Here is an 18,377-nt window from a genome sequence, read left to right on the forward strand (position 1 = left end):
GATTGCTTTGTAAATTTAGATAGCTAAGGCGCGAATTCTAAGCCGCTTGCCAAACAAGCTGGCATGCAGCAAACAGCACATACCGCTTTGCTCAATGCTTGAGTAAAATTATAAAAACGCTTTAAAATTTCTCTTAAATTTCTCTCGATTTATAGGAATTTAAGAGTTTTTAAAATATATTTTCGCATCTTAAATTCACGGAAAAGATCATGCAAAATTTTCTCGACAAACTCACCGCCACAATCGACGCGATCAACTCCTTTTTGTGGGGTCCGTACTTTCTGATCGCCCTACTTTGCGGCACCGGCGCGTATTTTACGGCGCGCTTGCACCTGGTGCAGATTTTTAAATTTAAAATGGGCGCGCGCAAGCTTTTCGGCAACTTCTCCCTGCACGGCGAGGCTGCGGGCAAAAGCGGCATGAGCTCGTTCCAAGCCGTCGCCACGGCGATCGCCGCACAGGTCGGCACGGGCAACCTGGTAGGCGCCAGCACCGCGTTAGTAATGGGCGGACCGGGCGCGATATTTTGGATGTGGTGTGCGGCGTTTTTGGGCATGGCGACGAACTTTGCAGAGATCTGCCTGGCTCAAATTTACCGCACCAAGGACGACAGCGGACACATGATCGGAGGGCCCGCGTTTTACATCAGCCGCGGACTTAAAAGCTCCTTTGCCAAGCCTTTAGCGGCATTTTTTGCGCTAGCTATCATCTTTGCTTTGGGCTTCATGGGCAATATGGTGCAAGCAAACTCTATCTCCGACGGCTTTAGCGGCGCATTCGGAATTCCGAAGTGGGTGAGCGGAGCAGCTTTAGCGCTCATCTGCTGCGTTATCTTTTTTGGCGGCGTCAAAGCGATCGCACGCGTAGCCGAAAAGGTCGTACCACTAATGGCGATCTGCTACGTGCTGGTGGGTCTCGTCATCATCGGCTCAAATTTCGATAAAATTCCATCCGTCATTGCGTTGATATTCAAAGCCGCGTTCGATCCATCGGCTGCTTGGGGCGGCGCTACTGGCGCTACGATCGCTACTGCGATGAGATACGGCATCGCACGCGGGCTCTTTTCAAACGAAGCGGGCATGGGCTCGACACCGCACGCACACGCCGCAGCGAACGTCAAACACCCCGTAGATCAAGCCGTGCTCGGCATAATGGGCGTTTTCGTCGATACATTCATCGTGCTTAACATCACCGTTTTCGTCGTACTCAGCACCGACGTAGTCACCTTCGAAAACGGCAAGGCGGTATTTTCGGGCATCTCGCTGGTGCAAGAAGCCTTCGCATCGCAAATTTTGGGTCGCAGCGGCGGCTACGGCTTCGTGGCGATCTGTCTGTTTTTCTTCGCATTTACCACGATTTTGGGCTGGTATTACTTCGCCGAGATCAACGTGCGATACCTCCTGGGCGCAAAATTCGTCAAGCTCCTGCAAATTTTAGTCGTCGCATTCGTATTCATAGGAAGCGTGCAAAAGATCGACCTCGTCTGGGGGCTAGCCGATATGTTTAACGGACTGATGGTGATCCCCAACTTAATCGCGATCATCCTACTTAGCCCCGTCGTCGTGCGGCTTTTGAGCGACTTTAACGACGGCAAAAGTTACGACGCGAACGACTACAAATAACGCCGCGCGCTAAATTTCAAGCTCGCACTTGGAATTTAGCGCATAATCGCTGTAAAATTTAGAATTTTAAAATTCTTTTCGAGCTAAAATCCTTGCCTAAATTTTATGATCTAAGGAGAACGGATGCAAATTTTAAGGAGCGAAAAATGCCCGTTTTAAAGGCATTACTGACCGGGCAACCGCGCGCTTACGGCGACGAGCGCGCTACGCAGCCTCTAAAAAAGCGCTGGGAGACGGCGATATTCAAGCAAGCCAGAGCGGGTGAAGTGCGCGCGAATGAGCTTGGATTCGAGGGCGACGCGGTAGCCGACACGCTGCATCACGGCGGAGAGGAAAAGGCGATTTTTGCCAACTCGCTGCAAAATTACGCCGCGTGGGAGAGGTTTTTGGGGCTTAAAAATCTAGCTTACGGCGCAATGGGCGAAAACCTCACGATCAGCGGACTACACGAGCAAAACGTATGCATCGGCGATGTGCACCGCATAGGCTCGCTGATGCTGCAAGTAAGTCAGCCGCGCAAGCCCTGCTACAAGCTCTCGATGCGCTGGGGCAACGCGGAGATGACGGCGGAGATCGCGCGTAGCGGACTTACCGGCTGGTACTACCGCGTGCTGGAGGCGGGCTCGTGCCGCGCGGGCGACGAGATTTACGTCGTAGAGCGCGACCCCGCTATGATGAGCGTGATGGAGCTCAACCGTCTATTTTACGGCGAGCGTATCGATGAAGGGCTGTTAGCAAAATTTAACCTACTTACGACGCTTACTCCAAAATGGCGCGAGGATATGCGCCGCAAGCTAGAAGGCGGCTACGACGACAGCTTTATGCGGCTATGAAATTTAGCCTCGAAGCGGCGTTATAAGACCAGCAAAGCAGCGCCGCGTCTCGTTAGCTTTAATACGCCCTCCGGTACGAGTTCTCAAAAATTTTATAAACCCGCTAACGCTAGCTTTCAAGGCACTTTCTAGCCCATCAATCAGCTTATAAAAAACGCTTTCTTGCGAGCCAGCCTGCAAAATACTTTCTCGACTTGAGCATTTAAAACATCTTCTAGGCTTTCGGTATCAGCGCGCAAAACCACTTCTTAAGTGCGAGCCGTAAAATTTCAAAGCTGGAATTTTAATTTAATCCGCGCCGCACGCACGCAAATGCGATCTGTTCTCTGCCCTATTTTATGACATGATACAATTACAAACGGAATTAAAAACGCAAATTTAACTACGCTTAGAATTTAAACCGCTATGAAGTCTAAATTTAACCGCACATTCAAAGCCGCACGCGCCGCTCTTTGTAAATTTTAAAATTTAAAAGCGGTAAATTTAACCCTCTTGCTACGCAGCGAATTTTCCATAAAAGCCGAAAAGCAAATTATTTACTCGCGCGACGCAGCTCTTATGCTGTAAATGAGCTTCCTCTAAACTTTTAACGCGCGCCAAATTAGACGTGTCAGATGCTTTACCAAGCGCCTTTCAAAGCTCATTCATAGCGCTCGATATAAGTAGAATTTTACGCGGATTTTGCGCGGCACGGCAACAATTACAACCTTTTAAGAGCGCGACCGCAACTCAAAAGCCTATTTCAGATTTTTAAAAACCGCACGCCGTATAGCTCAAAGTCCATTTTCACGCGCTTAATCGACTACCGTGATCCCCGCATCCGCGCAGGCTTTTCGCGCCTTTTTAGATATGCCGATACCGGTCGTTTCGATTCTCTTAAGATTAACGAAGGGCGCAAGCTCGGCGGCGTCTAGATTTTTGATGTCAAAAAGCTCATCCTCGCCGTCCCAATCAGGCGCGATTTGCAGATAAATTTCGTTTCCGCCGTCAAGATAGAGCTCGCTCACCTGCTCCGCCAGATTTGCGGGGACCGGATAGTCCTTAAACCACTTTTTGGCTTGCGGCAGGGCGCCAAAGTCCGCATACGGATCGATGCCGCGCTCCTCGCAGTACTCAAACACGTCAAATTTAGGCTGTAGCAGGGCTTTTTCATACATCAGCTCGTTCATCACGGCGATTTTGAAATTGAAATTTTTAAACGCTAGCGTCTCGCCGGTCGCGCGCGGAAGCTTAAATTTATCGCTCGGCTTGCGCTTTATCTTTTTCGCCTTTTGATTGATGCAGACGCGCCCTATCGGCATTTTTGCAGCTCGCACGATGTCTGCGATCTCGTCGGTGTCGCGCTTAGCGAAGCGCTCGGCGAAGTCCATCGCGCCTATGCGCTCCTGCACGGCCTCGGCGAGAGCTAGCGAGACTTCAAATTTGCCCAGGTTAAGCTCCAAAAATATATATGCGCCGCGCAGCTCGTGCTCAGGCACGACCTCAAGCGGCGGCTTGCCATCTATCGTGAACGTGCCGCCGTAGAGCTTGCGCGGAACCTCGTGCTGCACGCCCTTTGCGACCTCAAGCATCAAAACCATCTCGGTAAGCTTCGGCTCTGTGAGCTCGCCTGCGCGCACGAAGGCGAAAATCCCCGCCTCATCCCAAAAATAGCGGCTTTTGCCCTCTCCGTCATCGATCACGCGCGGCTGCCCCAAGGCTTCGTTAAGCTTAGCTAGATCAAACTCGCAGTTTACGCCGCCTATGAAAATGCCGTCCGAACGCACGTCGACGTCAAATTCATCCTTTTTAAAAATGTCAAACAGTCCCATTTATCGCTCCTAATTTTGTGTTAATTTCGTCTTAAAATTTTTCCAAAAACCCGTAAAAATCGTCTGCGAAAAGCCTATCCTCGCCTTCCGCATAGTCGCGCACATAGACCTTGTATTCGCACGGCGCGTCGCCTGCCGCTTCGCTCGCTATCTCTTTTGTCGCTCCACTTGCGGCCTCGTCTGTTGCGTCGCTTATTGTCGCGCCCGCCGTTTTACACGTCGTTTCGGCATTCATATCGTGCGCCGCATCCAGCGATCCCTCCACGCGCGCTTCGTCGCCAGGTGCCCTATTTTTCGCACCGTCGGATACCGTCGCGACGACCGTATCGCGCACCGTCTCGCCCATGGCTTCGCCGCTCGTGCTCTCCGCCGTCTTACCGCGCGCCGTATTCGGCGAGCCGTCCGCTATGTCGCCTGCGGGCAAAATTTTAAAATAATACTCCTCGTCCTCTAGCTGCAAGAATACGAGCTCGTCCACGGCGAATAGCCCGTTTTTGAGATTTACCTCATACGTATAGCAGATGTCGGCGTCGGCACTGTCCGTAAACTCGAGCGGCGCGATCATTTTTAGCTCCGTCCCCGCCGCGCTCACGCTGGCGTATCTTAGCAGCATCTGCTTGTAGCTCGCAGGCAGCGCAAAACCGAGCCGCCGCTGCGCCTGCGCGATCCATGCGGGCTCTATGTCGCTGCGCCCCGAGGCCGTGATATTTTTAGATTTTTGAATAAGTTCTTCTATCATGTTGATCCCGTTTCGAGCGAGAAATTTTAACGCCTTAGCGCACCAGACGCACTGTTTGCATAAACCCGCGGGCGTTTGGCGCGGCTTTGAAAATCTAAATTTAAAAGCGCTTGACTTCAGGACCAAAGCGAGCCGTTTAAAATTTCGAGCAGCCCGCGTCTAAATTTTAACCGAGAATGCGAACCCCCAGTGTTCTAGCGATCTAAATTTAGCGCTAAGCCCTAGCCAGCGCTATTACTTCGATCTCCACAAGCGCGCCTTTGGGGAGTTTGGCGACCTGCACCGTGCTGCGAGCCGGCTTGTGCTCGCCGAACGCCGCTGCGTATATCTCGTTCACCGCGGCAAAATCGCCCATATCAGCCAGAAAAATCGTCGTTTTGACGGCATCCTGCAGCGTCGCACCCGCCTCTTTCAGGATCGCGGCGAGGTTTTGCAAAACCTGCCTGCTCTGCGCCTCCACGCCGCCCGCGACGAACTCGCCGTCAGGCTTAAGCGCGATCTGCCCCGAGGTAAAGATGAGCCCGCCCGCCTTGATCGCCTGGGAGTACGGTCCGATGGCCTGCGCCGCATCGGAAGTCGAGATGATCTGCATACTAAATCCTTTGTGAAAAATTTCGCCCATTTTATCGCAAAATATTTTAGCATTGCTTTAGGCGGCGAAATTTTGCGGGCGGGCGGCTAAGATTGCGGATGCGGCTGGTACGATGAAATTTAATGGGCGGCGAGGGTAACTAAATTTTGTTAGTATAAGCACAGCGGTGCAGTTATTATCGTACAAATATAGAGAGAGCAATATGGTGAGAGGTAGTTAGCGCGGAATAGCGAGCCGTGGCGGCGAAACGGCAAAATTTAAATATCCGATGGGCGTAACAAAACAGAGCGTGAAAGTGCGGCTAAATTTAATCGCTGCGAGTGGATTTGGTAGTACGTACGGGCGGCACGGCGAAATGATCTATGGAGCGGTATTTTAAAATTTTGTGGGCATAAACATATAAAATTTCATAGCACGGGCACGATAGCATTGTGCGCTCGGCAATACAACGACTCTATCAGCGGTACCAAATGAATGCATGGCGATACGACGAAATAGATACAGACAATGTGGCTAAATTTAACCGATGCGAATGGATGAAACTTCATCGGCATCGTTGTACAGCAAATCAAATCCTTGCACCATCAAGACCATCAATGTCGCGACAGCACAACCAAGCCGCCCACGATAGTGATACGGGCGACGGGGCGGTAAAAGCAGAGCCAAAATCGCTACCATCGCAGCAGAAATAACAGCGCCGTCATAAAAAATCAGTGCGACACCGCGCAACGCAATTAAAATCCTCGCAGTAGCAAGTGCGGTAACGAATTTGTCGATATAGCGGAGCAAAATTAACGCTACCAAAATAATAAAATCAAAAACCTCGCGACAAGCGAAGCCTTCGACACAACGGCAACAGAACCAACATTGCAACAGCGATGAATTTAGCGTAGTCGCGACAAGATCAACACAACGCTACGATAAAATCGACGCTGCAGTAGTAAATTGGCAGTGTCTCAGTAAGTTCGGCGCAACGCTGCGGCAATATGGCGCCGCAGCAGTAAACTAAGCACCATCGAGGCGGCAAGATCGACGCTATCGTAGAATATCGGCGAAAGCTCATAAAATTTTACGTGAAATATTATACGAAATCCTGTATAAAATTCTATGATTTTGGCTTGAGATTAGCCCGCGATCGGTCCTCAACCAGTCTGTAATCAATTTGCGATCAGCCTTCAATCAGTCCTGTAATCAACTTGCAATCAGTCCGTAAAGTAGCTTTAAAATCGTGGCGGCAACGACGAACAAAAGCATCTTGCGCACGAATTTTACGTCGCATCGCATCACCAAGCTTGAGCCTGCGAAGCTGCCCGCGATCTGTCCGACCGCCATCACCGCTCCGACGAGCCATAAAATTTGCCCACCGATGATAAAAACGCTCAAAGAGACGATGTTTGAGGTGAAATTTAAAACCTTCGTGTGCGCGACCGCCTTTTTCATATAAAGCCCTAAAATTCCCACGAGAGCAAACGTCCAAAATGAGCCTGTGCCTGGGCCGAAAAATCCGTCGTAAAAGCCCAAAACAAGCCCGAAAATCGCGTAAAAGCTATTTTTTGACATCTTAGGTCTTGCGGGCGCTTCGCCAAGGTTTGGCGAAAAAATCATATAAAAGAAAAGCGCTAGCAGCAGGATCGGAATGAGGTAGTTTAGGAATTTCGCATCTATTAGAAGCAGGACGTAAGCACCGACGAGTCCGCCTATGAACGTAAAAATCACGCCACGCAAGATCTCCGCCGCATCGACGTAACCCTTGCGGATGAAATTTAAAGCGGCGGTAAAGCTTCCGAAACTGCCTTGAAATCTATTTGTGGCGATCGCTACATGCGGCGGAATGCCCACGGCAAGCAGCGCAGGCAGCGAAATCAACCCGCCGCCGCCCGCGATCGAGTCGATAAATCCGCCGAAAAACGCCGCCGCAAAAAGCACCGCAAACTGCCAAAGCTCAAGCTCCATTTTTGTCCTTTTCTCAAATCACACAGGCACGCGCTATGAACGCCTGCCAGAATTCCTCGCAATTACGATCGCAAACCGCCCATGCGCCGCAAAGTGCATACGAATGCCTACTATAATTTCGTGAAATCCTATAAAATTTCGCGGAATTATATCGGATTTTGCCGCGCCTCTCTGCTTAAATTTTATGAAATTTACCGCGCGATTGCCGTTTTAGCTCCATGCATTTTATCGCGTCGCGCACAAGCTGCAAAATTTCATAAAATTTAAGTAGCGCAAAGCGGCGAAATTTTATCCAAATTCTGCAAGACAGCAGCCCTATAAATTTTACGCAGCTATCCGTGAAATTTGTAGAATTTTATGAAGCGATCTATTGCTAAAATTTTATGAAATTTCGGCGCGCTGTACTCAAACGTACGGCAAATTCATAAAGCTAGCCCCCACTTACGCGGCAGCACAGCGCAAAATTCCGCCGCACACCCGCACCAAAGCTCCATAAAACTTCATCGCCCCGCTCGTATCAGATAAAATTCCGCCGACTTACTTCGCAGTTTTATCTAAACTCGCGCTTAGTACAGGTAAAATTTTATCTATCTCGCCGCTCTGTCCAAGGCGATACAGCGCGAAGTCGTATTTGATGGGATCGCTCGGATCGAAGCGCCTTAAGCTTTGCGTAAGCTGCAAAACCGCCTCAAAATCGTAACTCTTGCGATCGATCAGCCCAAGCTTAAGTGAAACTTTATGCGTGTGGGTATCGAGCGGGATGAGGAGACGCGATTTTTCGATCTTTTTATACAGCCCCAGATCGATGTCGCTGTCGCGCACCGCCCAGCGCAGGAAGAGATTGTAGCGCTTGTACGGCGACGTGGGCTTTTTCGCGAAGCCGCGCCCGAAAAAAAACTCATATCCCTGGCTGCGATAAGGATTTAATCTGTAAATTTCGCCGATTAAAAAATTTATCCCATCCTCGATCCGTCCGCTTTTTTGCATGCCGCAAAGCACGCTATCTTCGATACTAAGGCTATTTTTAAGCCGCTTTAAAGTTATAAAAATTTCAGCGACGTCGCGCGGGCTTTGAAATCTATATTTTTTGCCCGCAAGCTCCGCGCCAATGCGCTCATCGCTCCCGTCTAAAAGCGAAAAATCAAGCGAGCGGAGGAATTTTAAAATTTGAGCCGCGTTACCGTAAGCAAACAGCGCACAGATGAGCGCTACGACGTCGTTTCGATGTCCCTTTGCGACCTGCAGCGGATCGGGCGCGCCGAAAAGATCCGCGTCGCAATTTTTCAAATCGGCGTAATAATCTAAAATTTGCTTTAAGCTTTTCATTTTGCGTAGTAGCTCATCGTCGTAGCGCCGAATTTACGCGATTTAAGCAGCGCGAAATCGCCGGTTTTAGGCGGCAGCTCAAGCTCGCTCATATGCTCGATCACGATTAGCAGCTCGCACTGCACGGAGCCCAGGCGCGCTATCAGCGCCAGCACTCGCTCGTAAATCTCCCCAAAGCCCTGCCTAATCGCAAACGGCGGGTCCAGATATACAAACACTCTGCGCGCGGGATCGGAGACGGAATTTTCTTTGGAATTTGCAGTATGGCTTTCGTTAGAATTTGCAACAGAACATTTGCCTAAATCGTTTGCGGCAGAGCTTTCTCCTAAACCGCGGGTTAAATTTACGTTTGGGCGCGAATTTTCTCCGTAGCTAGCGGCAAAATTGCCGTCAGAATTCTCAGTAGAATTTTTTCTTGAATCATAGACGAAATTTGCGTTTGAATGTAAATTTTCTCTGTAGCTAGTGGCAAAATTCTCGCCTAAATTTAAGATTTCTTTTTCTTCACAACTCACGCTTAGGCTTGCACCGCGATTTGCGTCAAAATTAGAACTTTCGCCGCATTTTGAACTTAAATTTACGTTGCGATTAGCGGTCTCAGTGCCGCTCGCGTCGTATTGAGAAGCGCAGTTATCGTCAAACTTTTCGCTAAAGTTCGCGACGTCCGCAGCTAGCGAATTCACGCAGTATTTTATACTAGAAGCGCCCGCATAATCGCCAATCTGGGCACAATCGCCAAAGCTCTCCATGCCTGCGTAATCATCATTTGCGCCGATCTGCGCGCTATTTTGAGCACTGTCAGGCACACTGCTTCGCATGCCGCATTTTGCTAAATTTTTTACGCCGCTTTGCGTGCCGCCTTCCATTCCAACGTTTTGCGCGGCGCGGTATCCGTCCTCGCCCTGCTCTACGCTACTAAAGCTTTTGCGACAGCCCTCTTTTTCGCTACTTAAATTCTCACAGCAGGCGGCATCGGAAGCGCGGTTTTTGTCTAAATTTTTGCCGCTCAAATTTAACGAATTCGCGCCCGAGCATCCGTTTATATTCGCTTGCAGCTCGCGCAAAATTTCGGGTAGTCGCTCGAAGCAATCGCCCAAAATCGCATTTGCGCCGAGCCCGAAAAGCTCAAAATTTTTCCGCATTATCTTATGCGCGGCGACATCCTTTTCGATCGCATAAACGTTTTTTGCGCCGTTGCTTAGCGCTTCAAGCGCCATCGCGCCGCTGCCGCCGAAGCACTCGATAAACGCCGCGCCGCGCAACTGCACTCGCCACGTATCGAAAAACGAGCCTTTTACGATGCTTTTCGTGCTACGCGTGCTCGAAAGCGCGGGCAGAGCGAGCTTTTTGCCTTTGTAAATGCCGCTTGAAATTTGCGTAAAGAGCGCGCCGTCAGGTTTGGAAAATTTAGCCATTTTGCCTTCTTAAAATTTCGATGATTTTTGCCTTGAACTCATCAAATAGCGCGCAAATTTCCTCTTCCGCCGCGTCGTATTCGCCAAAATCCCGCTTTAGCGAGCCTTGGAAATCTTCTAACTTCGATAGCAGAGTATTTTTTGAAAACGGTAGCGTCAAATCTCCGTCCTCGCCGATTAAAAATAGCGGTTTTGCCGAGCTTTGCGGCTCATCGCTTATCACAAAGTCGCAATCCTGCGCACTTGCGGCATGGTCTTTCAAAAACAGCTCCAGCGTCTTTTGTAAAATTTCGCAGTCGCAATCGATAAAAGCTTTCATCAAAGCCCCTTTTTAAATTTTATCATCTTAAACTTCTCGCCAAACTCCGCACGCAGGTGATTGAACTGCAAAAGCGCATTTAGGTAGCCCTTCTCGCCGCTTTTTTGCATAAAAAGCTCTAAAAGCTCAGCCGCGCCGAAGTCTATCAAAGCTGCGATCTGTCTTTTAAAATCTGTCGCTGCCGCGCCCGCGTCCTCAAACGCCGCGCGTAAAATTTCAAAATTTACGTCGTAGGTAAGATCGCTTTTGCCGTAAAAATCGCTCAAGTTTTGCACCTCAAAGAAGCTAAAAACTTCGTGATTTCGGTAAATTCGCAGGCTAAAATCGCCGCTAGAGCCCATCTGCCCGTAATCAAAGGCGATGAAATAAAACCGCTGCGCGCTGGCGCAAATTTCGCGCGCGAAGCGAAAGTATCTGACCGGGATTTCGCCGCGCGAGATACCGAATCTACGCGTAAGGGTCAAAATTTCACCTTCTTTTATGGGAGCAAATTTTGCCGCACCGCTCTTTATAAAAAGCATATTTTCGCCGTCCACCGCCTCGCATTTAAAGGCGTCGAAAAGTTCATTTGCCACAAAGATCGCATCTTTAAATTTCGCCTCGCGCGCGCTTGTAAAGTGCTTTAGCGCGATTTCGCCGCCGAAGCTCTCCGCAAAGCTCGCCCGCTGCAGCTCGCGCAGACGCTCGTGCGGCTCGATGATCGCAAAGCTAAATTTATCAAGCGCCGCCGCACCGCCTAGCGTAAAGATGGCTTGCACTATGTCGCAAAGCAGTCGCCCGTCGTGCGAGCCGATCTCTACAATAGCGATTTTAGCGCTATTTTGTGGCTTTTTTGCAAGTGCGACATCTAAATTTAGCTTGCGAGGATTAGCCGCAAGGTTTTGCCGCGATGCGCCTGAGCTTGCCGCCGCATCTAAGCTTAACTCTTGCTTCGCGCCAAAATCCGCGCTTAAGCGTAAAATTTCGCGCGCGATGCAGATCCCAAAGAAGCTCCCTACGCTCACGGCAGTATAAAAATCGCCGCTCTTGCCGATTTTAGCGGCATTTGCGTAGTAGTTCTCGTTTAGCCAGCTCTCAAAAAAATCGCTAAATTTCACGCCCGCGCTATCTCGTCCAGGCTCTTGCGTAGGCGCGCGAAGCCCTCTTTGATCTCGGATTTTTTGATATTTAATGCAGGCAAAAATCTAAGGGTGCGCTTGCCGGATTTTAGGATCAAAAGCCCGTTTTGCAGGGCTTTGTTAAAGATCTCGCCCAAGTTTTTTTCATCGCGTAGCACGAGGCCTTGCATCAGACCGAGCCCCACGCGCTTTTCGATCAGGCTAGGATAGTCTGCGGCGATGGCGTCTAGTTTTTTGATAAATCTTTTTATAGTCTTATCAAGCTTGCCGCTCGCTTTTAAAAACTGAAGTTGCGAAAGCACCGCAAGCGCCGTAGAGGTCGCCAAAAAGTTACCGCCGAAGGTGCTGCCGTGCTCGCCCGGAGCGAAAATATTTTGCTGCGCCACGCACGCGCCGATCGGCACACCGCCCGCAAGACCTTTGGCAAAGGTGATGATGTCGGGGCGGATGCCGTAAATTTGCGACGTCGCGAACTCGCCCGTGCGATATACGCCGCACTGCACCTCGTCGGTGATCAAAAGCAGCTTTTTCTCTTTCAAAACAGCCGCCAGCTTTTGCACGCTAGCCTTATCCAGGGGTTTAATGCCACCCTCGCCCTGGACTAGCTCTATCATCACGGCGACGCTGTTTTCATCGATATGCGCGATGATCTCCTCGATATCGTCGAAAAATTTAAACCCGGGCATATAGGGCGCAAAAATTTCCGGATGAAATTTCTCCTGCCCGGTAGCTTGCAGCGTCGCTAGCGTGCGACCGTGGAAAGAATTTCGCAGAGTTAGAATTTCAAATTTTTTATTAGGGAAGTTTACGGTGCCATATTTGCGCGCCATTTTGATCGCCGCTTCGTTCGCCTCCGCGCCCGAGTTGCAAAACACCGCGTATGTACGGTATCCTAAAAGCTCGCTAATCTTTTGAGCCAGGGCTTCTTGGGGTAGAATTCTATAGATATTTGAGCCGTGGATGATCTGCGCGGCTTGCGTGCCGATCGCTTCCAGCACGATCTCGTTTGCGTGCCCTAGGCAGTTTACGCCGATGCCCGCACCAAAATCCACGTAGTCTTTACCCGTTTCGTCATAGACTATCGAGCCCTCGCCTCTTACTAGCGCTACCTTTACGCGCGCGAAATTATCCATCAAATAGTTCATTTTTTATACTCCACTTTAGGCAGATGCCAAGATTTGTAATAAGCCACCATGCGAAACGCAACCCCTAAAACCAGCAAAATAAGCACTGAAACTACGCCGCTAAGCCCCAATCCATCAAGCACGAAATATATCAAGCCCACGCCCATGCTTATCGTGCCATAAAGCCCCGTATGCAAAAACCACGGCACTTCATTCAGCAGTACGTCGCGCAAAATACCGCCGCCCACGCCGTTGCAAAACGCGATTAGCACCACGCCGAAAACGTTGTGATCATAGCTTAGCGCGACCATCGCTCCCACGATCGAAAAGCTTACGACGTCGATCGCATCGGTTAGAATAAATAAAAATTTACCCTCCAAATCGCGATTTTCGTAAAGTTTGGCAAAAATGGCTACGGCACTTACCGCAAGCACGATAGTTACGGGCGCATAGTGCGTAAACGAGTATATCTCGCGGCTTACTAAGGTGTCACGCATGATCCCGCCGCCAAGCGCCGTCAAAAATGCCGCAATAAAGATCCCAAGCCAATCGCAGCCCTTCTTTACGCCGAATAAAAACCCGCTAAGCGCCGCCGAAGCGATGCCTACGCACTCCGTAAGCTCTAAAATACTCATATCACAAACCGCTAAAATCCTTTTAAAAACGCATTTTACAACAACTAAATATAAATTTCGGTAAAGCGCGACGGGCTGGAGAAATTTAGACGCGGCGGGATAAATTTCAGAGCGGCGGATAAAATTTGAGCTCGGCGAATTAAAATTCTACGAGACAGAATTTCGCTAGGTAAAATTTTATGCGGCAGAATTCTACGTGGCTAAAATACGGCGCCGTCAGGGCGCAAATATAAAATTTAGACTTGAAATTTATAAACGGCTGCGGAGATAAAATTTCACAGAATTTTATCGCGGCTAAAACATACGGCGTTGCGGCCTAGCACAAATTTTAGTTTAAAATTTTCAGCACCTGCACGCTAGAAAGAATTTAACGCTACAAAATTGGCTCTATGCTTACGCTAACGGCGCATAAATTTTGATTTGAAATTGCGCCCTCGTTTTTGGCGTCGTGTTTTGCCGTTATAAAATTTCATGCGATTTTACGGAGAGCGAGCCCGCGCGGAATTCTACGTAAAATTTTAAAATTTAGCGGTCGAATTCTGCGTGGAATTTTACGCCGAGCTCCGCTAGATTAGCGCAGCCTCTCTTTTAAAATCTTCCAAGTCCCGGGCATTGCCAGTAGGCCATTATGCCGCGCGTCTGGTATTTCATAAAATAGATCGCCCGCCTTAAGAGACCCCGCAAGATCATACGAGTGATGCACGGGTATCAGCTCATCTGCGGCTCCGTGGATGAGCGTGATCTGAGTGCCGCGTGCTGCTTGCAAAAATTCCGCGGTCGGAATCTTGTAGCGGATCAAAAATTTCGGCACGAAGGGGGCTTTTTCATGCGCGAGCCGCTCGAAGCTAAAATATGGCGCGAGCAAAATCAGCCGCGCCGCATCCCGCTTCGCAGCCTGCTGTGCTGCGATGCCGCTTCCGATCGAGTAGCCGATCATCGTGAGCTTTCTTGGCGAATGCTGCGCTAAAACGTAGCGGCTCATCGCATCGGCGCTCGCAAAAAGCTGCTGCTGCGATGTAATTTTGCCGTCAGATTTGCCGTAACCCGGGTAATCGAAAATATAAAAATCATATCCCAAAGCCGCAAAATCCGCGCCGTATGCGCCCCAGCCGCTCACGTCGCCGAAATTGCCGTGAAAGAACAAAATCGCGCCTTTAGGCTCTGCCGCGCTAAATTTCAGCCCGTTTACCAGCTCGCCCTCAAACGGGATATTGATCTCTTGAAATTTTATCGCAGCGGCGTTTGCATTATTGCCCGTAGCGGCGTCTCGAGCGGTATTTTCGCCGACGCGCTCGGCGCTAGTTTGAGCGCCTTCGCTTTTAGTCTCGCCCGCTGCGGAGCCGCTTTCTTTTGTGTCGCTCGCTGCGGAAGCGCCTTCGTCCGCGCTGTTCTTCGTAGAGGTGCTATTTTGCGTAGCGGACGCCTGCATATCTAAATGCGCGCCGCTCTCGGGCGCGTTCACAAGTCCTGCAAATTCGGAATTTTCAAAGCTAAATTTGAAGTTTTTATCCAGCGGCTCGCCCAAAAATATCAGCCGTTCCTGAAAGATATAAAGTCCCGCCGCGATCGCTGCATAAAGACACGCCGCGATAACGCACAGCCTAAATAAAACCCTCATCGCCATCCTTTAAATTTAAAGCCGAGACACAAAAACGCGCGACAGCATGCGAAGTTCCGCCTCGCCGCTAAGCCTTAAACTCGCTCAAAAACCATTGAAACGCCAAAATCAGCCCCGGCGCGCGCACGATCTTTTCGTCGAACATAAACTCTCGCGCCTTAGCCGCAGGCAGGTAGAAAAGCTCGATCTTCTCGCCGTCCACGCCGCCGCCGCTACCGATCTTCATCGATTCGTCGATGCACGCGAAGTATAAAATTTGACGATTCGCCGCAAAGCCCAGGGCGCTGTAGTAGCTCGTGATAAATTTCAGATCCTTCACGGCATAGCCCGTCTCCTCGAGCACCTCTTCGATCGCCGTTTGTTCCTCGCTGATGCCCTTGTCTAAAATGCCAGCGCAAAGCTCATAGGTGTAGCCCTTTTCGGGCGAATTTATTAAATTTTCCTCTTGATAAAACCACACGCTGGGGCGAAACTGCTTAACGAGCAAAAGCGCGTCGCGCTGCGTATGGTAGAGCAAAATCGAGACGCTATCGTGCACCTTGACGCAGTCCCACGCGCGCGCTACGCCATCCATTTCAAAATTTAAGCGAAAGGGTTTAACGAAATTCGAGCTTTTAAGCTCGGAAATTTTAAAATTTTTTATAGTAGTATCCACGTCGCAAGTCCTAAAAAGCTAAAAAATCCCACGATGTCCGTAACCGTGGTAAGCAGCACGGAGCTGCCGACGGCGGGGTCGATATTTAATTTTTTAAGCGTGATCGGAATGACGGCGCCAAAAAGCCCCGCAAGAGTTAAATTTAGCACCATCGACATCGCAATCACCAGCCCTAAAAGCTTAATGCCGAACCAAAAATACGCCACAAACCCCATTAGCGTGGCAAAGATTAAGCCGTTTATAAAAGCGATCGTGATCTCGCGAAAGAGAACCTGCTTTTTGTCTTTAAACGCTATCTCGCCCAAGGCCAGGCGGCGCACGGTTACCGTAAGCGCCTGCGTGCCGGTGTTGCCGCCCATGGAAGCAACTATTGGCATAAGCACGGCGAGTGCGACTAGCTTTTCGATAGTGGCGTCAAAAAGCCCGATGATCGTGGAGCTTACGATCGCCGTGCATAAATTTACCGCTAGCCACACAGCGCGCGCGCGACCTGCCTTAAAGATCGTAGTCTCATCGTCTTCGGCTTCGTCATCGACGCCCGCGAGGTTGTAAATTTGCTCGGTGGCGCGCTCTTGGATGAGATCGTGGATATCGTCGGCGGTAATCCGCCCGATGAGCACGCCGTTAGCATCGACTACAGGAATGACGTTAAGATCGAATTCCTCAAAGTCCTTGATCACATCGTCGATCTTATCGGTATCGGTGGCGAAGTGGATTTTATTTTCGGCGCCGAATTTTTGTGAAATTTGCTCAAGTGTGAGCGAAAAATCGTATAAAATCAGATCGGACGTCGAAAAGGTAGTAAGCAGGTGCCCTTTTTTATCGAGCACGAAGAGCTGAAAGACGTTTTCGATCTCGTCCTTTTCGCGCATAACGCGCAGCATCTCGACCGCCTGTCCCAGAGTCTGATCCTGCCTCGCGCTAAAGACCTCAGTCTGCATATACGCGCCCGCCTCGTCTTCGCTATATTTGGAGATCGTGAGGATGTCGTGGCGATCGTCCTCGTCAAGCCCGTAGAAAATCTGCTCGGCCTTGTCCTCGTCGATTTCGCCGATGTTTTGCAAAAGCTCCGCCTGATCGTCACTTTCTAGCTCCTCGATCGCTTTGACGATCTTTTCGTGAGGTAGAGTTTCGATGACGTCTTCGAGCATATGCTCGGGCATCTCAAGCGCAGCATCGGCAAGATCCTCAGGATCTAGCTTTTTTAAGAATTCTACGTATTTTTCTTCGTCGTGCTTTTTTAGAGTTTTTAAATGCTCCGTAAGATCGGCGGCACTCAGCTCATGTTCAAGCGTATCGTCCAAGTGCGCATCAAGAAGCGCTTTGGCTTCCTCGACGTCGTCCAGCTGCTCTTTATTTTCCATTTTTGGCCTTAATTTATCGTGATAAGCGACTCGTAGTTTTCAAATTTAGTAGGGTTTTTCGAGCCGTCTTTAGCCGCAGCCATTCTGGCGTCCATATCTTTGACGAGGGCTTTAAATTTAAGTTCCTCGGCGCTTATGACGTTAGTTTTTTCAATCTTGACTACCTTAAGCGGATCTATCGCCTGCTTATTTTTATAAAGTCCGAAGTGTAGATGCGGTCCAGAACTAAGCCCGGTCGAGCCCACGTAGGCGATTAACTGACCTTGCTTGACGCTAACGCCTGCTTTTGTGCCGCTAGCAAAGCCGCTAAGATGTGCATAAAGCGTGCTAATGCCGCCGCCGTGGTTGATTTCAACGGTATTGCCGTAGCCGTTTTTACGCCCTACGAAGCTAATCTTGCCCGCCCCTGCCGCATTTACCCTAGTGCCTTTGGGAGCTGCATAATCCACACCCAGATGCGCGCGATAGCGCTTTAAAATCGGATGAAATCTTTTGGGAGTAAAATATGATGAAATTCTAGTATAAACAAGCGGCGTGATTAGTAGAAAAGATTCGACCTTTTTACCGCTTCGGTCGTAGTATTTATCGTCGAAAAAATATAGCGATTTGGGCTTTTTATTTTCCTCGATCATTCCTGCGGTAATATTTACTCCGCCAAAAGGCTTGCCAAGGCGCGTTTTTTGCTCGTATAGAATCACAAGCCGATCGCCCTTTTGCAGCTTTTTAAAATTTACCTCATTTTTAAAAACAAGCATAAACTCATTCGCTAAAGCCGCATTGCCCGTAGCTTTGATGATATCTTGATAGGGCGAGCTTTCGATCTGAATTCCTAAAGAGTAGCTGTTTTCCTCATAAACTATCGGAGTATAAACGAATCTAAAAGTGCCGAATTTATCACGGTATATGTGGATCTGAAGCTCCTCACTGACGGGGATTAACAGCTGGGAGACACGGCCTGCGGGATCACGCAAAATTTGACACTCTACGCCCGCGCGCACCTCAGCGGCAAGCTCTTGGTCTTCTTTATCCAGGTCATAATACACTGATGCGGGGATGCCCGCGGTTTCCATAAATTGCAGCAGACTCACGCCATCGGGCCAGGCAAACTTCTCTACGCTGGGGTTGTTCGCAAAAACTACGCCTATCCACAGAAAAAGCAATATAAAAATTCTAGTCATATAAAACCGCTTTGAAATATTATTTTAAGGCGGGATTGTAACGAAAAAACGCTTATATTTCGTAAATACCGCGGA

General features: G+C 49.6%; 17 protein-coding genes and 1 pseudogene. 2 read left to right on the forward strand and 16 right to left on the reverse strand.

Annotated elements, in window-relative coordinates:
• Positions 1-209: 209 nt before the first annotated feature.
• Both KH703_RS00075 and KH703_RS00080 read left to right on the forward strand, forming a co-directional pair.
• Complete coding sequence (locus tag KH703_RS00075) at positions 210-1,622, forward strand: sodium:alanine symporter family protein (protein WP_304293050.1); 1,413 nt, start codon at positions 210-212, stop codon at positions 1,620-1,622.
• Positions 1,623-1,768: 146 nt separating this feature from the next.
• Positions 1,769-2,455: an MOSC domain-containing protein gene (locus KH703_RS00080; RefSeq protein WP_304293052.1), complete on the forward strand. Its 687-nt coding sequence runs from the start codon at positions 1,769-1,771 to the stop codon at positions 2,453-2,455.
• 794 nt (positions 2,456-3,249) lie between these two features.
• On the opposite strand, the gene KH703_RS00085 is transcribed toward KH703_RS00080, so the two are convergent.
• The 16 genes and pseudogenes from KH703_RS00085 to KH703_RS00160 form a co-directional block, all read right to left on the reverse strand.
• A complete protein-coding gene (locus tag KH703_RS00085) occupies positions 3,250-4,266 on the reverse strand; it encodes a hypothetical protein (RefSeq protein ID WP_304293054.1) in 1,017 nt (338 codons plus the stop codon).
• 31 nt (positions 4,267-4,297) lie between these two features.
• Positions 4,298-5,005 carry a hypothetical protein gene (locus KH703_RS00090; protein ID WP_304293056.1) on the reverse strand — a complete coding sequence of 236 codons (708 nt, stop codon included), beginning with the start codon at positions 5,003-5,005 and terminating at the stop codon, positions 4,298-4,300.
• Positions 5,006-5,219: 214 nt separating this feature from the next.
• A complete protein-coding gene (locus KH703_RS00095) occupies positions 5,220-5,597 on the reverse strand; it encodes a RidA family protein (RefSeq protein ID WP_304293057.1) in 378 nt (125 codons plus the stop codon).
• Positions 5,598-6,116: 519 nt separating this feature from the next.
• Positions 6,117-6,386 carry a hypothetical protein gene (locus tag KH703_RS00100; protein WP_304293058.1) on the reverse strand — a complete coding sequence of 90 codons (270 nt, stop codon included), beginning with the start codon at positions 6,384-6,386 and terminating at the stop codon, positions 6,117-6,119.
• A 402-nt stretch (positions 6,387-6,788) separates the two neighbouring features.
• Entirely contained in the window at positions 6,789-7,550 is a 762-nt protein-coding gene (locus KH703_RS00105; RefSeq protein ID WP_304293060.1) for a TSUP family transporter, read from the reverse strand.
• A gap of 537 nt (positions 7,551-8,087) precedes the next feature.
• Positions 8,088-8,876 carry a TIGR02757 family protein gene (locus tag KH703_RS00110; RefSeq protein ID WP_304293062.1) on the reverse strand — a complete coding sequence of 263 codons (789 nt, stop codon included), beginning with the start codon at positions 8,874-8,876 and terminating at the stop codon, positions 8,088-8,090.
• Positions 8,873-9,742 carry an RsmD family RNA methyltransferase gene (locus KH703_RS00115; RefSeq protein WP_369692714.1) on the reverse strand — a complete coding sequence of 290 codons (870 nt, stop codon included), beginning with the start codon at positions 9,740-9,742 and terminating at the stop codon, positions 8,873-8,875. The genes KH703_RS00110 and KH703_RS00115 overlap by 4 nt, the downstream gene beginning before the upstream one ends.
• Positions 9,743-9,937: 195 nt before the next feature.
• Positions 9,938-10,291, reverse strand: a pseudogene (locus KH703_RS00120) (RsmD family RNA methyltransferase); the annotation flags it as partial.
• Positions 10,284-10,610 carry a hypothetical protein gene (locus tag KH703_RS00125; protein ID WP_304293063.1) on the reverse strand — a complete coding sequence of 109 codons (327 nt, stop codon included), beginning with the start codon at positions 10,608-10,610 and terminating at the stop codon, positions 10,284-10,286. The gene KH703_RS00125 and the pseudogene KH703_RS00120, both read right to left, overlap by 8 nt.
• On the reverse strand, positions 10,610-11,707 hold the full coding sequence (locus tag KH703_RS00130; RefSeq protein ID WP_304293065.1) for an SAM-dependent methyltransferase: 1,098 nt from the start codon (positions 11,705-11,707) through the stop codon (positions 10,610-10,612). Before KH703_RS00130 ends, KH703_RS00125 begins: the two co-directional genes overlap by 1 nt.
• The gene (locus KH703_RS00135; protein ID WP_304293067.1) at positions 11,704-12,873 is read right to left on the reverse strand and encodes an acetylornithine transaminase; all 1,170 of its coding nucleotides are present in this window, start codon (positions 12,871-12,873) and stop codon (positions 11,704-11,706) included. Before KH703_RS00135 ends, KH703_RS00130 begins: the two co-directional genes overlap by 4 nt.
• Positions 12,870-13,487, reverse strand: coding sequence for a trimeric intracellular cation channel family protein (locus KH703_RS00140; RefSeq protein ID WP_304293068.1), 618 nt, complete (start codon positions 13,485-13,487; stop codon positions 12,870-12,872). Before KH703_RS00140 ends, KH703_RS00135 begins: the two co-directional genes overlap by 4 nt.
• Positions 13,488-14,058: 571 nt before the next feature.
• Entirely contained in the window at positions 14,059-15,105 is a 1,047-nt protein-coding gene (locus KH703_RS00145; RefSeq protein ID WP_304293070.1) for an alpha/beta hydrolase, read from the reverse strand.
• Positions 15,106-15,172: 67 nt separating this feature from the next.
• Positions 15,173-15,760 (reverse strand): NUDIX hydrolase, encoded by a 588-nt coding sequence (locus KH703_RS00150; protein ID WP_304293072.1) that lies wholly within the window; start codon positions 15,758-15,760, stop codon positions 15,173-15,175.
• Positions 15,745-17,124: a magnesium transporter gene (gene mgtE, locus KH703_RS00155; RefSeq protein ID WP_005871953.1), complete on the reverse strand. Its 1,380-nt coding sequence runs from the start codon at positions 17,122-17,124 to the stop codon at positions 15,745-15,747. The genes KH703_RS00150 and mgtE overlap by 16 nt, the downstream gene beginning before the upstream one ends.
• Before the next feature lie 8 nt (positions 17,125-17,132).
• Complete coding sequence (locus tag KH703_RS00160; RefSeq protein WP_299224279.1) at positions 17,133-18,302, reverse strand: peptidoglycan DD-metalloendopeptidase family protein; 1,170 nt, start codon at positions 18,300-18,302, stop codon at positions 17,133-17,135.
• Positions 18,303-18,377: the final 75 nt, after the last annotated feature.

The organism is Campylobacter gracilis (genome assembly GCF_018374135.1).
GTDB classification, from domain to species: Bacteria; Campylobacterota; Campylobacteria; order Campylobacterales; family Campylobacteraceae; genus Campylobacter_B; species Campylobacter_B gracilis_A.

Excerpts from the sequence above, each read along its gene's own strand:
- KH703_RS00090 (WP_304293056.1), bottom strand. The coding sequence starts at position 5,005 with ATGATAGAAGAACTTATTCAAAAATCTAAAAATATCACGGCCTCGGGG.
- KH703_RS00105 (WP_304293060.1), bottom strand. The coding sequence starts at position 7,550 with ATGGAGCTTGAGCTTTGGCAGTTTGCGGTGCTTTTTGCGGCGGCGTTT.
- KH703_RS00080 (WP_304293052.1), top strand. The coding sequence starts at position 1,769 with ATGCCCGTTTTAAAGGCATTACTGACCGGGCAACCGCGCGCTTACGGC.
- KH703_RS00125 (WP_304293063.1), bottom strand. The coding sequence starts at position 10,610 with ATGAAAGCTTTTATCGATTGCGACTGCGAAATTTTACAAAAGACGCTG.
- KH703_RS00075 (WP_304293050.1), top strand. The coding sequence starts at position 210 with ATGCAAAATTTTCTCGACAAACTCACCGCCACAATCGACGCGATCAAC.
- KH703_RS00085 (WP_304293054.1), bottom strand. The coding sequence starts at position 4,266 with ATGGGACTGTTTGACATTTTTAAAAAGGATGAATTTGACGTCGACGTG.
- KH703_RS00095 (WP_304293057.1), bottom strand. The coding sequence starts at position 5,597 with ATGCAGATCATCTCGACTTCCGATGCGGCGCAGGCCATCGGACCGTAC.
- KH703_RS00110 (WP_304293062.1), bottom strand. The coding sequence starts at position 8,876 with ATGAAAAGCTTAAAGCAAATTTTAGATTATTACGCCGATTTGAAAAAT.
- KH703_RS00145 (WP_304293070.1), bottom strand. The coding sequence starts at position 15,105 with ATGAGGGTTTTATTTAGGCTGTGCGTTATCGCGGCGTGTCTTTATGCA.
- mgtE (WP_005871953.1), bottom strand. The coding sequence starts at position 17,124 with ATGGAAAATAAAGAGCAGCTGGACGACGTCGAGGAAGCCAAAGCGCTT.
- KH703_RS00140 (WP_304293068.1), bottom strand. The coding sequence starts at position 13,487 with ATGAGTATTTTAGAGCTTACGGAGTGCGTAGGCATCGCTTCGGCGGCG.
- KH703_RS00160 (WP_299224279.1), bottom strand. The coding sequence starts at position 18,302 with ATGACTAGAATTTTTATATTGCTTTTTCTGTGGATAGGCGTAGTTTTT.
- KH703_RS00115 (WP_369692714.1), bottom strand. The coding sequence starts at position 9,742 with ATGGAAGGCGGCACGCAAAGCGGCGTAAAAAATTTAGCAAAATGCGGC.
- KH703_RS00135 (WP_304293067.1), bottom strand. The coding sequence starts at position 12,873 with ATGAACTATTTGATGGATAATTTCGCGCGCGTAAAGGTAGCGCTAGTA.